The organism is Streptomyces sp. P13-3-3, assembly GCF_050571355.1.
Taxonomy (GTDB): Bacteria; Actinomycetota; Actinomycetes; order Streptomycetales; family Streptomycetaceae; genus Streptomyces; species Streptomyces althioticus.
On sequence record NZ_CP192229.1, the window covers coordinates 96,165 to 109,104 of the forward strand.

12 protein-coding genes are annotated in these 12,940 nt (G+C 72.2%); 8 read left to right on the top strand and 4 right to left on the bottom strand.

Annotation, left to right across the window (positions count from 1 at the left end):
- Positions 1-101 precede the first annotated feature (101 nt).
- From ACQZOG_RS26775 to ACQZOG_RS26785, 3 genes are read right to left on the bottom strand one after another with little or no spacing between them, the layout of a single operon-like run.
- Positions 102-1,655 (bottom strand): tripartite tricarboxylate transporter permease, encoded by a 1,554-nt coding sequence (locus ACQZOG_RS26775; protein WP_359671439.1) that lies wholly within the window; start codon positions 1,653-1,655, stop codon positions 102-104.
- 1 nt (position 1,656) lies between these two features.
- Positions 1,657-2,247, bottom strand: a complete 591-nt coding sequence (locus ACQZOG_RS26780) for a tripartite tricarboxylate transporter TctB family protein (protein ID WP_203551265.1) — start codon at positions 2,245-2,247, stop codon at positions 1,657-1,659.
- Complete coding sequence (locus ACQZOG_RS26785; protein ID WP_058915592.1) at positions 2,244-3,227, bottom strand: Bug family tripartite tricarboxylate transporter substrate binding protein; 984 nt, start codon at positions 3,225-3,227, stop codon at positions 2,244-2,246. Before ACQZOG_RS26785 ends, ACQZOG_RS26780 begins: the two co-directional genes overlap by 4 nt.
- A gap of 250 nt (positions 3,228-3,477) precedes the next feature.
- Between ACQZOG_RS26785 and ACQZOG_RS26790 the strand changes: the two genes are divergently transcribed.
- From ACQZOG_RS26790 to ACQZOG_RS26820, 7 genes are all read left to right on the top strand, one after another.
- Positions 3,478-4,257 (top strand): response regulator, encoded by a 780-nt coding sequence (locus ACQZOG_RS26790; protein ID WP_058915591.1) that lies wholly within the window; start codon positions 3,478-3,480, stop codon positions 4,255-4,257.
- A 93-nt stretch (positions 4,258-4,350) separates the two neighbouring features.
- Positions 4,351-5,568, top strand: coding sequence for a Gfo/Idh/MocA family oxidoreductase (locus tag ACQZOG_RS26795; protein WP_033277658.1), 1,218 nt, complete (start codon positions 4,351-4,353; stop codon positions 5,566-5,568).
- On the top strand, positions 5,565-6,494 hold the full coding sequence (locus tag ACQZOG_RS26800) for a PmoA family protein (protein WP_033277691.1): 930 nt from the start codon (positions 5,565-5,567) through the stop codon (positions 6,492-6,494). Before ACQZOG_RS26795 ends, ACQZOG_RS26800 begins: the two co-directional genes overlap by 4 nt.
- 378 nt (positions 6,495-6,872) lie before the next feature.
- Positions 6,873-7,715, top strand: a complete 843-nt coding sequence (locus ACQZOG_RS26805) for a phosphotransferase (protein ID WP_033277690.1) — start codon at positions 6,873-6,875, stop codon at positions 7,713-7,715.
- A gap of 359 nt (positions 7,716-8,074) precedes the next feature.
- Positions 8,075-9,532 carry an aldehyde dehydrogenase family protein gene (locus ACQZOG_RS26810; protein ID WP_286159904.1) on the top strand — a complete coding sequence of 486 codons (1,458 nt, stop codon included), beginning with the start codon at positions 8,075-8,077 and terminating at the stop codon, positions 9,530-9,532.
- A 118-nt stretch (positions 9,533-9,650) separates the two neighbouring features.
- Positions 9,651-9,923 (top strand): hypothetical protein, encoded by a 273-nt coding sequence (locus ACQZOG_RS26815; RefSeq protein ID WP_078492754.1) that lies wholly within the window; start codon positions 9,651-9,653, stop codon positions 9,921-9,923.
- Entirely contained in the window at positions 9,920-11,161 is a 1,242-nt protein-coding gene (locus ACQZOG_RS26820; protein WP_033277656.1) for a low temperature requirement protein A, read from the top strand. The genes ACQZOG_RS26815 and ACQZOG_RS26820 overlap by 4 nt, the downstream gene beginning before the upstream one ends.
- A gap of 151 nt (positions 11,162-11,312) precedes the next feature.
- Here the strand turns inward: ACQZOG_RS26820 and ACQZOG_RS26825 are convergent, their stop codons facing one another.
- Positions 11,313-12,029: an SDR family oxidoreductase gene (locus ACQZOG_RS26825; protein ID WP_033277655.1), complete on the bottom strand. Its 717-nt coding sequence runs from the start codon at positions 12,027-12,029 to the stop codon at positions 11,313-11,315.
- Positions 12,030-12,105: 76 nt separating this feature from the next.
- Between ACQZOG_RS26825 and ACQZOG_RS26830 the strand changes: the two genes are divergently transcribed.
- The gene (locus tag ACQZOG_RS26830; protein ID WP_033277654.1) at positions 12,106-12,921 is read left to right on the top strand and encodes a helix-turn-helix transcriptional regulator; all 816 of its coding nucleotides are present in this window, start codon (positions 12,106-12,108) and stop codon (positions 12,919-12,921) included.
- Positions 12,922-12,940: the final 19 nt, after the last annotated feature.

Below are 12,940 nucleotides of genomic sequence, written 5' to 3' on the forward strand. Positions count from 1 at the left end.
CGGTCGCGCGACCAGCGAGGGCGGGACGCGTCGGGCCGGGACGCCGTGGGGCGTCCCGGCCCGACGCCGGGAAGTTCAACCGCCGTTCGACGGCTCGCGCCTCAGACGCCCGGGTCGGACGGCGTACGGGGGCCGGACTCCCCGGACGGCTCCGGCGCCCCGGCCGGTGTGGCCGTACGGCGGGGCAGCGCCCTGCGGAGCAGCGGCCAGGCGAGCAGCAGCACCACCACCGCGTACACGGTCACCGAGAACGGCGTGTTCACCAGACCGGTGACGCCGCCGTCGCTGATCTGGAGCGCGCGGCGCAGTTGCTGCTCGGCGGCCGGGCCGAGGATGACGCCGATGACGGCGGGCAGCACCGGCAGCCCGTACCGCCGCATGCCGAACCCGATCAGGCCGATGACGAGCAGCATCACCAGGTCGACCGCCTCGCCGCCGACCGCGTACGCGCCCACCGCCGCGAAGAACATGATCCCGGCGTACAGATACGGCCGAGGGACGCGCAGCAGCTTCGCCCACAGCGGCGCGAGCGGCAGGTTCAGCGCGAGCAGCAGCACCATGCCGACGAACAGCGAGGCGATCAGGCCCCACACCAGGTCGGGCTCCCGCTCGAAGAGCAGCGGACCGGGCTGGATGCCGTACTGCTGGAACGCGGCCAGCATGACCGCCGCGACCGCCGTGGTCGGCAGACCCAGCGTCAGCATCGACACCAGCGTGCCCGCCGCCGACGCGGACGCCGCCGACTCGGGGCCCGCCACCCCCTCGATGGCGCCCTTGCCCCACTCGTCCTTGTGCTTCGACAGCCGCTTCTCCGTCACGTACGACAGGAACGTCGGGATCTCCGCCCCGCCCGCCGGGATCGCGCCGAACGGGAAGCCGATGAACGGGCCGCGCGCCCAGGACTTCCAGGTGCGCCGCAGATCGGCGCGGCCCAGCCACGGCCGGCCCACCGGGATCGCCTCCGGCGGCCGGCGCCGCAGATGGGCGGCCACCCACAGCGCCTCGCCGATCGCGAACAGGCCCACCGCGACGATGACGACGTCCACCCCGTCGGCGAGATGCAGCGAGCCGAACGTCAGCCGCTGCTGCCCGGTCATCTGGTCCAGGCCGATCAGACCGATGGTCAGGCCGATCAGCAGCGAGGCCAGGCCCCGGATCCGCGACGAGCCGAGGACGGACGTCACGGCGATGAACGCCAGGACCATGATGGCGAAGTAGTCCGGCGCGCCGATGTCCACCGCCAGGTCGGCGACCGCCGGCGCGAGCGCCACCAGCAGCAGCGTACCCACCATGCCGCCCGCGAAGTGGCCGACGGCGGCGGCCGCGAGGGCCTGCGCGCCGCGTCCCGACTTCGCCATCGGGTTGCCCTCCATCGCGGCGACCACGGCGGCGCTCTCACCGGGCGTGTTCAGCAGGATCGAGGTCGTCGAACCACCGAACATCGCGCCGTAGTAGATGCCGGCGAACATGATGAACGCGCCGGTCGGGTCGAGCCCGTACGTCACCGGCAGCAGCAGGGCCACGGCCATCGCCGGGCCGATGCCCGGCAGCACACCGATCGCCGTGCCGAGCAGCACACCCACCGCGGCCCACAGGAGGTTGAGCGGGGTGAGGGCCGTACCGAACCCGTCCAGCAGGGAGTTGAGGGCGTTCATGTCACAGCACTCCCATCAGCGGACCACCGGGAAGCGGCACTCCGAGCAGCTTGTCGAACAGGCCGTAGGTGGCCAGCGAGAGCACCGCGGCGATCAGCGGGTCGCGGTCCACCCGGCGGCTGCCGAGCGTGTACGCGGCGCCCCAGAACAGCAGGGCGCCCGCGGCGGGGAAGCCGAGCGGCTCGATGAGGACGGCGGAGCCGAGGAACACACCGGAGAGCAGCAGCACCGTGCGCCAGTCGGCGGGCTCGGACAGGTCGACGTCCTCGCCGGCCTCCGCCTGACCCCGGCCGCCGCGGAGCACGTCCACGGCGAGCAGGACGGCGACGACGAGCAGGGCGGCGCCGACGACCACGGGCACGGTCTTCGGCCCGACCGGCCCGCGCTGGGTGATGTCGACGTCCATCGTGAGGGCGTCGGTGAGGACGAGCACGCCGAGGGTGAGGAGGAGGGCGCAGACGCCCAGTTCGGAGTGGTCGCGGAGCCAGGAACGGGCGGTGCGGGGGGTGGCCGGCGGCGCCTTCTGCTCCTTCTGAGCCTTCTGCGCCTTCCGTGTCTTCTCTTCGGGTGTCGGGGTGGAGGGAGTGGTCACAGGCCGAGCTCCTTCAGGACCGACACCACGCGCTCGTCCTCGGCGGCCAGGAACGCGCCGAACTCGTCGCCGGTCAGGAACGCGTCGTCCCAGCCGTTGCGCTTCATGGACTCCTGCCACTCCTTCGAGTCGTGCAGCGCCTCCAACAGCCGTACGAGCTTCGCCCGTTCGGCGTCCGTGAGGCCGGGCGGGGCGACGACACCCCGCCAGTTCGTGAACTCCACGTCGTAGCCCGACTCCCGAAGCGTGGGCGCGTCGAGACCCGGCACGCGCTCCGGACCGGTCACCGCCAGCAGCCGCAGTTCGCCCGCCTCGATCTGGTCGCGGTACTCGCCGACCCCGGAGACGCCGAAGGCGACCTTGCTGCCGAGGATCGAGGCGAGCAGTTCGCCTCCGCCGTCGAACGGGATGTAGTTGACGTCCTTCGGGGCGATCCCGGCGGCCTGCGCCATCAGCATCGGCGCGAGGTGGTCGGGGCCGCCGGGGGAGGAGCCGCCGCCGACGGGGAGCCGGCCGGGGTTCGCCTTCCACGCCGTGACGAGGTCGTCGACGGTCCGGTACGGGGAGTCCTTGGCGACCACCACCACGTCCTGCTCCTCGGTGAGGCGGGCGAGGGGCGTGGTGTCGGCGAGGGTGCGGGGCGCGTGGTTGGAGCGGACGGCGCCGACGACGCCGAGCCCCATCGACATCGCCAGCTTGCCGTTGCCGCGCTCGTTCACCAGGCGGGTGAGGCCGACCGTGCCGCCGGCGCCGGGCAGGTTGAACACTTCGACGGAGCGGGTGAGTCCGGCGTCCTCGGCGTTCTTCGCGGCCGTGCGGGCGGTGATGTCGTAACCGCCGCCGGGTGTGTTGGGAACCATGAGGCGCAGGCCCGGGATGTGGGTGCCGGTCTCGGCGCCGCTGCCGGTCGTGAGCAGCGGTGGGCCCACGAGGACGAGCAGAGCGGCGCCGAGCAGGGCGAGGGGTGTGCGCAGGCGCACGGGTGCCACCACCTGTCGGTCGGGTTGTGCGGGTGCGGGTGCGGGTGCGGGTGCGGGTGCGTCGTGTCTCGGGTGCGTCACCCGCGGAGGGGCGGGTGACGCGGGCCACATGGTGCCTGGGTGGGGGTGGGCTGTCGCGGTTACGGAAGCAATGGAGGTTGTGGTCGTTGTGTCAGCGGGGCGGTCGCTCCCGGTGCAGGTCCGGCGCAGGGCCCTGTGCCGGGGCGGGGGGCGGGGCGATGATGAGCGCATGTGGGACGGGCAGGATGTGAGCCGGGCCGGTGGGGCCGGCACGGTCGCCGGGGCCATCGGAGTGCTGGTGGTGGACGACGACTTCCGGGTGGCGCGGGTGCACCGGGCGTACGTCGAACGCGTCGACTCCTTCCGGGTGGTCGGGGTCGCGGGCAGCGGTGAGCAGGCCTTGAGCGCCGTCGAGGCGCTCCGTCCCGATCTTCTGCTGCTCGACCTGTACCTGCCCGACGTGTTCGGCCTCGACGTCATCCCCCGGCTGCGCACGGCCGGGCACGACTGCGACGTCATGGTCGTCAGCGCCGCGCGCGAGGCGGACGCGGTGCGTGGCGCCGTGCGGCACGGCGTCGTCGACTATCTGCTCAAGCCCTTCGACTTCGAGGACCTGCGGGGGCGGCTGGAGCGGTACGCGGTGCAGCGGGGGCTGCTGCGGGACACCGTGGTGCGCGGGCAGGCGGACGTCGACCGGGTGCTCGCGGCGGCGGCGATGCCCGTACCGACCGTGCCGTCCGGGTCGCGCCGGCTGCCCAAGGGGATGAGCGCGGAGACCGCCGGGCTGGTCGAGCGGACACTGCGGGAGGCGGAGGGCAGCCTGTCGGCGAGCGAGTGCGCTCGGCTGACCGGTGTCTCGCGCGTCAGCGCGCGGCGGTATCTGGAGTACTTCCACGCCGTGGGGGCGGCCGAGGTGTCGTTGCGGTACGGGGCGACCGGGCGGCCCGAGCGGCGGTACCGGTTCGTGGGGGCGGGGCGAGGGGTTGTCTCCCGGGGAGGGCGGGCCTAGGGTCGGGGGCGCGTGGGGTAAGCGCTTTCTAGGGCTTTCCGTGGTGGGTGTTTGCCCGCGCTCCATGGCCTGTTGCTCTCCGAGGAGCGCCGCATGACCTCGTCCTCCGGCCGCCGTCGTGCGGCTGTCGTCGGTACCGGTGCCATCGTCGTCGGCGGGCATCTGCCCGCGCTGCGGGCGCACGCCGACCGTGTCGAACTCGTCGCCGCGGTCGATGTCGACCCCGGCCGGCTGGACGCCTTTCGCGCGGAGGCCGGGGAGGGGGTGGCGGGCTTCTCCTCGACCGAGGCGATGCTCGACGCCGTACGGCCCGACCTGGTGCTCATCGGCACACCGCCGTCGTTCCACCGCGAGCAGACCGTCGCCGCGCTGACGGCGGGCGCCTGGGTGTTGTGCGAGAAGCCGCTGTGTCTGTCGCTCGCCGAGTACGACGAGATCGCGGCGGCGGAAGTCGCGTCCGGGGCGTACGCGTCGGTGATCTTCCAGCACCGGTACGGCAGTGGGGCCGTGCGCGCCCGGGAGTTGATCCGGGGCGGGGAACTGGGGGCGCCACTGGTCGCCCACTGCCAGACCACCTGGCACCGGGACGCCGGGTACTACTCCGTGCCCTGGCGCGGACGGTGGGCCACTGAGGGCGGCGGGCCGACGATGGGGCACGGGATCCATCAGTACGACCTGCTGCTGCACCTGCTCGGGGAGTGGGAGGAGGTGCAGGCGATGGCGGCGCGGCTGGTGCACGACACGGAGAGCGAGGACGTGTCGACGGCGCTGGTGCGGTTCGCGAACGGGGCGTTGGCGACCGTCGTCAACAGTGTGCTGTCGCCGGACGAGGTGAGCCGGGTACGGGTGGACTGCGCGGACGCGACCGTCGAACTGACGCATCTGTACGGGCACGTGAACGACGACTGGGTGTACACGCCCGCGCCGCATGTGGCGGAGGAGCGGGTGGCCGCGTGGCGGGGGGTGGGCGAGGGTGTGCGGGGCGCGCGGGGCGTGCGAGGCGCGCGGGGCGTGCCGGGCGGGCGGGGCGTGCCGGGCGGGCGGGGCGTGCCGGGCGTGCCGGGCGTGCTGGACGTGCCCAGTTCGCACACCGCGCAGTTGGGGTTCGTGCTGGACGCGTGGGACGCCGGGGTGCGGCCGCCGGGGAGCGGGCGGGAGGCGCGGAACACGCTGGAGTTCGCTGCCGCGTTGTACAAGGCGGCGTTCACGGGGCGGCCGGTGCGGGCCGGTGAGATCGGCCCGGGAGACCCGTTCCACGAGGCCATGCACGGGGGGTTCGGGACGACGTGGAGCGGGGTGGGGCGGGCGTGACGCTTCGGGTGGTGCACGCGCACGGGGACGCCGTGGGTGTGAGCGTGGGGGACGTCGAGATTCTGCGGTACGTGTACCGGCCCGACCCCGTCGCGTTCGAGTCGCGCAAGCCGTACGCGCATCCGGTGCGGACGCTCGGCGGGAGGGTGGTGACCGGGTACCGGCCGAACGACCACCGCTGGCACAAAGGGTTGCAGATGACGGCCAGCCATCTGTCCGGGCAGAACTTCTGGGGCGGCAACACGTACGTGCACGGGCGGGGTTATGTGCCGTTGCCGGAGCGGATCGGGTGGATGCGGCACGACGGGTTCTCGTCGTTCGCGGTGGACGAGGAGCGGTTCGCGTGTGTGGAGGAGCTCACCTGGGTGGAGAACGGGGGTGAGGAATGGGCGCGTGAGCAGCGGGGGTTGAGCGTGCACTCCGTGGACGTGGTGCGGGGCGCCTGGGTGTTGGACTGGTCGATACGGCTGACCAACGTGTGGGGTGAGGAGTTGAGGTTCGGGTCGCCGACCACGGCCGGGCGGGAGAGGGCCGGGTACACGGGGCTGCAGTGGCGGGGGCCGCGGGACTTCACCGGGGGAACGGTGTTCGCGCCGGGCGTGGAGGGAGGTGGGCCCGGGGAGCGGTTCATGGGGACGCAGGGGCCGTGGCTGGGGTTCACGGCCGAGCGGGACGGCGTCGACGGGGCGTCGACGATGGTGTTCGCGCATGCGCCGGAGAATCTGGATCCGGGGCGGGCTGTGCATCCGTCGCACTGGTTCGTGCGGTCGGAGCCGATTCCGTCGGTGGCGTTCTCGTGGGCGTTCTTCGAGGAGTTCGGGCTGTCGGTGGGGGAGTCGTTCGCGTACCGGTACCGGGTGGTGGTCGCGGACGGGGCGTGGGGGAGTGAGCGGGTGGAGTCGTTCTTGGCGGGGGTGGCGTGGTGATGCCGGTGCCGTTGCCGGAGGCGGGGACGTTCGGTATGTGGGGGGCAGGGTCGCGGTGTGGTGGGGTGGAGGTGTGACGCCTGCGGCGCATTCACCTGTTCGGTGGGGGTTGCTGTAGCGCCCAGGGTGGGGTGGGTGGTGCGGGGCCGCGGTGGGGGTGGTCGTCCTCGGTCTGGCGCGAGAGTGCGTCTTGAGAGGCCGAGGGCGTGGACGCGCCAGCCGCTGCGGGCGCCCACCCCCACCCCGTCCCCTCCCCGCCGTGGGCGGCCACGCCGACACCGGTGGTCGGTGGACGAGGGGCCCGCCGCATTAATGCCAGGGCCTGTGCGGGTTTGGTTTGCGATGCTTGTCGCCAGTCCCGACGTGAGGGGGAACGGTATGGAGTCGGCGGACCTTCACCGCGCAGTGGAGGCGGGGCGGGCTACTGCCTCGGAGGTGGGCCTTCAGGTCGACGATGTGATCGTCGTCCACAACTCGGACCGCGTCGCGCTGCGTCTGGTGCCTTGCGATGTTCTGGCTCGGGTCGCACCGCTGGGGCATCTGGGTGATTCCGAGTTCGAAGTGGACGTTGCTCGCCGTCTCGCCGAGGTTGGGGCGCCGGTGGCCGAGCTCGATCCTCGGGTCGAGCCTCGGGTGTATGTGCGCGACGCCTTCGCCGTCTCGCTGTGGACCTACTACGAACCGGTGGGATCGGAGATCGCGCCGGCCGACTACGCGGACGTGTTCCTGCGGCACCATGCCGCTCTGCGGCAGATCGATCTGGATGCACCGCAGGTCACCGACCGAGTCGCCGGGGCACTGAGGGAGGTGGACGACGGGGAGCGGTCTCCCGAGCTGTCCGACCGTGACCGGGCGTTTCTCAGCGACACACTCGGTGGACTGAGCGCCGCGATCAGCAGCGACAGAGCCGGCGATCAGCTGCTGCACGGCGAGCCTCACCCGGGCAACCTCCTGAACACGAGGAGAGGCCCGCTGTTCGTCGACCTCGCCACCTGCTGCCGTGGGCCGGTCGAGTTCGACCTCGCCCATGCACCCGAAGACGTGGGAAAGCACTACCCGGGCGCCGACCAGGACCTGATCCACCGGTGCCGGGCTGTGAACTGGGCGATGTTCTCCGCCTGGCGCTGGCGCCGAGACGACCAGATGCCCGACCGGGACCACTGGAGAGTGGAGGGCCTCAGCCGGGTTCGCGCCGCGCTCGATCGCTGCGGAATGGGCTGAACCCGTGAGCGACGACGTCCTGTCTGTCATTCCGACGCCGATCCCCGGCACGACGTCACCTGGTACGACGCCCTCACACCTGTCGACTGCCCGCGTTGCGGCGCCGAGACATCGCTGGACGTGTTGCACCACGACTGGCCGTGTGGCTGGTTCGGCGAGGAGGAACTGGCGGCTATCGGCGACGCGCTGGGGCACCCTGTGCGGCAGATCAGAGCGCACATCTGATCTCCCGGTACTGACTCAAGAGCTTCGTGGCGGATGTCAGTCAGTTGACGGAGGCTGCCGGTACGTCCTCCGAGCCATTCTCGTGGAGACATCGAAGCCGCCCGGCAGCCGGGCGGGACCACGAGGAGCGGACCATGAACACCATCGCGCAGCACTGGATCAACGGAGAGTGGACCGGCTCCGGTTCGGTCCTGGAATCGATCAACCCGGCCGACGGCACAGTCGTCGGCTCGTTCTACGAAGGTGGTGAGGCGGAGGCCTCGGCCGCCGTGGACGCTGCCGCCGCCGCGTTCGAGACCACCGCATGGGCGCGCACTCCCTCGCTGCGGGCGACCGCGCTCAGCAGGTTGGCCGACGCCCTCGAGGCCCGGGTGCCCGAGGTCGCGGCCATGCTGTCCCGGGAGAACGGCAAGCTGCTGGGCGAGACCATGTGGGAGGTCAGCGGTGCGGTCGGGTGGCTGCGGTACGCGGCGGCCACCGCGCGCACCCAGAACGCCGGGCGCGCCGCCGAGACGGGGCCCGGCCAGTACACCCACTCGGTGCCCGAGCCGCTCGGTGTCGCCGGGATCATCTCCCCCTGGAACTCCCCCATCATGCTGACCGTGCGGGCACTGGGTCCGGCGCTGGCCGCCGGCTGCACCGCCGTGGTCAAGCTTCCGGCGCAGACGGCGCTGACCAACGAGCTGTTCGCTCAGGTCCTGGCCTCGGTCCCGGAGATCCCGGCGGGTGTGGTCAGCGTGTTCACCGAGTCCGGCAACACCGGGGCGCCGTTCCTGGTCTCCTCGGACAAGGTCGCCGTCATCAACTACACCGGCAGCACGCCGGTCGGGCGCCGTATCGCGGCCGCGGCCTCCACCACGCTCAAGCGGCTCGGTCTGGAACTGGGCGGCAAGGCGCCGATGGTGATCCTTCCCGACGCCGATCTGGACATGGTGATTCCGACCGTCGTGCAGTCGCTGGTGCTGATGAACGGGCAGTTCTGCTGCACCGGCTCCCGCGTGCTGGTGCACCGGGACATCGCCGACCAGGTGCGCATCCGGCTCACCAGCGCCCTCGCGGAGGTGCGGCTCGGCTCGGGCGACGACGAGAAGGCCCAGCTCGGCCCGGTGATCGACCGGGCGTCCGCCGAGCGGGTCGACGCGATCGTCGAGGAAGCCGCCTCGTACGGCACGGTGCTGCTGCGCGGCGGTGTGGTCACCGACGGCCCGCTGGCCGCCGGCGCGTTCTACCGGCCGAGCCTGATCGAGGTGGACCGCACCGACGTCCCGATCGTGCAGGAAGAGGTCTTCGGCCCGGTCCAGACGTTCGAGATCTTCGACGACGAGGACGACGCCGTGGCCAAGGCGAACGCCACCATCTACGGCCTGGCCGCCTCGGTGTTCAGCTCGGACTCGATGAAGGCCCGCAGGATCGCCCGGCGCATCCGCACCGGCACCGTGTGGACCAACACCTGGGGAGCCATCAGCGAGGACTTCGAGGAGGGCGGCGTCAAGGGAAGCGGCTACGGCTACCTGTGCGGCCCCCGAGCGATCGAGGAGTTCCAGGCCCTCAAGGTGTACGTGGAGCAGGACCACACCCAGTCCGCTCACTGATCACGTCATCACTTGGCCCGGCGCCCCTGTGGGCGCCGGGCAGCCCGTCACGCGGCGCCCACATCGCCTCGGGCGGGCGCATCGAAGCGACACGCGGAAACGCGATTCGGAGTGGTCCATGAACGAGAGAACCGTTTCCCGAACCTACGGTGCCGACGATCCTGGGCACCCCACCGTTCCGGCCGCCGTCCGACGGTGGAAACTGTGGCTCCTCACCGTGTGCGGTATCTACCCCACCATCGTCGTGCTGGGCCTGGCCACGGACCCTGTTCTCGGAGATCTGTACCTGCCGGTGCGACTCGCCGTACTCGTCCCGGCGGCGGCAGCGGCGATGGTCTGGCAGATCAATCCCCGGCTCCAGCGGCATTTCGGAGCTTGGCTCACCAGATGACAAGCAGCCCCGCTCCGCCGCCGGTGTGCTCCGCGGCGCCCGCACACCGCGGACCACTGCGCAGGCTCACGGCGCGAGGCCGCGACGAGACCCACCGAACCGTCTCCTCGCTGGAACTCTTCTTCGACGTGTGCTTCATCGTGGCCCTGGCCCAGGCAGGGGCCCAGTTGGTGCACGCCATGGTCGAGGGACACGTGGGCGAGGGGATCCTCGACTACTTGATGGTCTTCTTCGCCATCTGGTGGGCGTGGATGAACTTCACGTGGTTCGCCTCGGCCTACGACAACGACGACGCGCTGTACCGGATCGTCACGCTGATCCAGATGGCCGGTGTGCTCGTCCTGACGGCAGGCGTCTCCCAGGTGTTCGAGGAACGCGCGTACCTGGTCGTCATCCTGGGCTACGTGATCATGCGGCTCGCCATGACGGCGCAGTGGCTGCGCGTGGCGCGGTCGAGCCAGGGCCCCGAGCGGACGATGGCGCTGCGGTACGCCATCGGGCTGTGCCAGATCGGCTGGCTGGGGCTGCTCGCCCTGCCGGAGGCCGGCCGCCCGTGGGTCTTCCTGGTGATGGCGCTGCTGGAGATGGCCGTACCGCTGTACGCGGAGCGGGCCCACCCCACGCCGTGGCACCCCCGCCACATCGCCGAACGGTACGGGCTGCTCACGCTCATCGTGCTCGGCGAGACCATCGCGGCGGCCACCGTCGCCGTGAAGTCGGGGATCGACGAGCACGAGGCCCTGGGCGAGTTGCTGCCCATCGCCGCCGGCGGACTGTTGATCATCTTCGCCGCCTGGTGGGTGTACTTCGAGGTCCCCGTCCACGCGCACCTCCGGTCCAACCGGCAGTCCTTCCTCTGGGGCTACGGCCACTACCTGATCTTCGTCTCGGGTGCCGCGATCGGGGCCGGCCTGGAGGTGGCGGTGGAGCAGGCGGTGGGCAAGGCGCACCTCTCGGCGCTGTCGGCGTCGGCGGCGGTGACGCTGCCGACCGCGCTGTTCCTGCTCACGGTGTGGGCGCTGCACTCGCGGTTCCACAGGGCGGGGACCGCCCAGCAGTCGGTGCTGCCGGCCACGGCGCTGCTGGTGGTCGTCTGCACGTTCCTGGGTCACTGGGCGGTGCTCGCGGCGGGGCTGGTGACGGCGCTGGCGGTGGCAGCCGGGGTGACGCTGGCGGCGCGCGGGGCGAGCCCGGAGCGCGGGACGGGCGAGGAAGGCGTCGCGGCGCCAGTGCTGTGAGGGCCCCCTCGCCGCCGCGGGAACCTGGCCGGCAGGGCGTACGACGGCGCCGAGCGCCGGCCGGCTCCCCCACAGGTCCTCCGCAGCCCGCTCCACGGGGCTCGGGTCACCCACCGCGGGGGACCCGAGCCCCGACGCCTCCCCTGATTCGTCACCAGGGCACGGGCGTTCCGTCCCAGGAGAAGAAGCCGCCGGTGGGGCCGTCGTCCGGCAACAGGGCCAGGCGGACGGCGCCTCGGGCGGCCTCGGCCGGGTCGCCGCCGGCAGCGGCCGCCCCGGGAGTGAGGTCCGTGGCCCGCAGGCCAGGAGCGAGCGCGTTGACCTTGAAGCCGTCGTCTGCCAGCGTCTGGGCGTACAGGACGGTGAGGGCGTTGAGGGCGGCCTTGGACGACCGGTAGGCGGCGGCGCCGCCGTTCCCCGGGGTGAACTGAGGGTTGGGGTTCGCGCTCCAGGTCAGGGACGCGGTGCCACTGGAGACGTTGACGACGCGCGGGCGCGGCGACCTGCGCAGGGCCGGCAGGAAGGCATTGGTCACCGCCACCACCCCGAACACGTTGGTCTCGTACGTGCGCCGGAACTCCTCGACGCCGGTGTCGGCCGGCGGGGCGAGTGACAGCGAGACACCGGCATTGTTGACCAGCACGTCCAAGCGGTCCACCCGCGCCGCGGCCCGTGCGATGCCGTCGGGATCACTCACGTCGAGGACCAGCGGGCGGGCCCCGGCGCCGATCTCCTCCACGGCCCGCTGTCCGCGCCCGGGGTCGCGGGAGCCCACGTACACGGTGAGGCCCTCGGCGGCGAGCAGCCGGGCAATATGCTTGCCGATGCCCTTGTTGGCACCGGTGACCAGAGCTGTGCGTTCGTTCATGGCGACCACGCTCCTCCGGTCGCAGGCGCCCGGCCAGGGACAGTCTGTACCAGGCGGTGGGAGGACAGGAGGAGGTATGGCACGGCAGGAGCTGGCCCGCTACCTGCGGGACCGCCGGGCGGCCCTGCGTCCGCACGAGATCGGCCTGACGGAGACGGGCACCACCCGTCGCACACCGGGCCTGCGCCGCGAAGAGGTGGCGGAGCTCGCCCACATGTCGGTCGACTACTACACGCGGCTCGAGCAGGCCCGGGGACCGCGGCCGTCGGCCCGGATCCTGGACGCGTTGGCCCGCGCGCTGCGGCTCACGCCGGCCGAGCGCAGTCACCTGTTCCGCCTGGCGGGTTCGCACCCGCCGCCCGGCACCAGCGCCGTGCGGCGGGTGCGCCCGCACGTCGCCCGGATGCTGGAGCGGCTGCCGGAGACCGGTGCCGTCGTCACCGACGCGGCGTACCACGTCGTCGCCTGGAACCCCTTGGCCCAGGCACTGCTCGGCGGCGATCTCGCAGACGGCACGACGAACCTCGCCCGCCGCCGCTTCCTGGGCCAGGGGCGGATCCACGAGAGCTCCGGCGCCGAGGAGTTCGGACACATCGCGGTGGCACGGCTGCGCCGGGCCGCCGACCGCTACCCGCACGACCGGCGGCTGGCCGCCCTGCTGGCCGAACTGCGTGACGGCAGTGAGGAGTTCCGGCAGATCTGGCGGACGCATCCGGTCCACGCCCCCGGGCACCGCACCAAGACCCTGGATCATCCGGAGGTCGGCGCGCTGCGGTTGAACTGCGACGTCCTGCTCGTGCCCGAGGACGACCAGGAGGTCGTCCTGATGACGGCCGACCCCGGGTCGTCTGCCGTGCGGGCCCTGCGCAGGCTGGCCGGGCGAGCCGCCTGAGACGGAGGGTGCGCCCACC

Excerpts from the sequence above, each read along its gene's own strand:
- ACQZOG_RS26775 (WP_359671439.1), bottom strand. The coding sequence starts at position 1,655 with ATGAACGCCCTCAACTCCCTGCTGGACGGGTTCGGTACGGCCCTCACC.
- ACQZOG_RS26790 (WP_058915591.1), top strand. The coding sequence starts at position 3,478 with ATGTGGGACGGGCAGGATGTGAGCCGGGCCGGTGGGGCCGGCACGGTC.
- ACQZOG_RS26795 (WP_033277658.1), top strand. The coding sequence starts at position 4,351 with ATGACCTCGTCCTCCGGCCGCCGTCGTGCGGCTGTCGTCGGTACCGGT.
- ACQZOG_RS26805 (WP_033277690.1), top strand. The coding sequence starts at position 6,873 with ATGGAGTCGGCGGACCTTCACCGCGCAGTGGAGGCGGGGCGGGCTACT.
- ACQZOG_RS26810 (WP_286159904.1), top strand. The coding sequence starts at position 8,075 with ATGAACACCATCGCGCAGCACTGGATCAACGGAGAGTGGACCGGCTCC.
- ACQZOG_RS26815 (WP_078492754.1), top strand. The coding sequence starts at position 9,651 with ATGAACGAGAGAACCGTTTCCCGAACCTACGGTGCCGACGATCCTGGG.
- ACQZOG_RS26820 (WP_033277656.1), top strand. The coding sequence starts at position 9,920 with ATGACAAGCAGCCCCGCTCCGCCGCCGGTGTGCTCCGCGGCGCCCGCA.
- ACQZOG_RS26825 (WP_033277655.1), bottom strand. The coding sequence starts at position 12,029 with ATGAACGAACGCACAGCTCTGGTCACCGGTGCCAACAAGGGCATCGGC.
- ACQZOG_RS26830 (WP_033277654.1), top strand. The coding sequence starts at position 12,106 with ATGGCACGGCAGGAGCTGGCCCGCTACCTGCGGGACCGCCGGGCGGCC.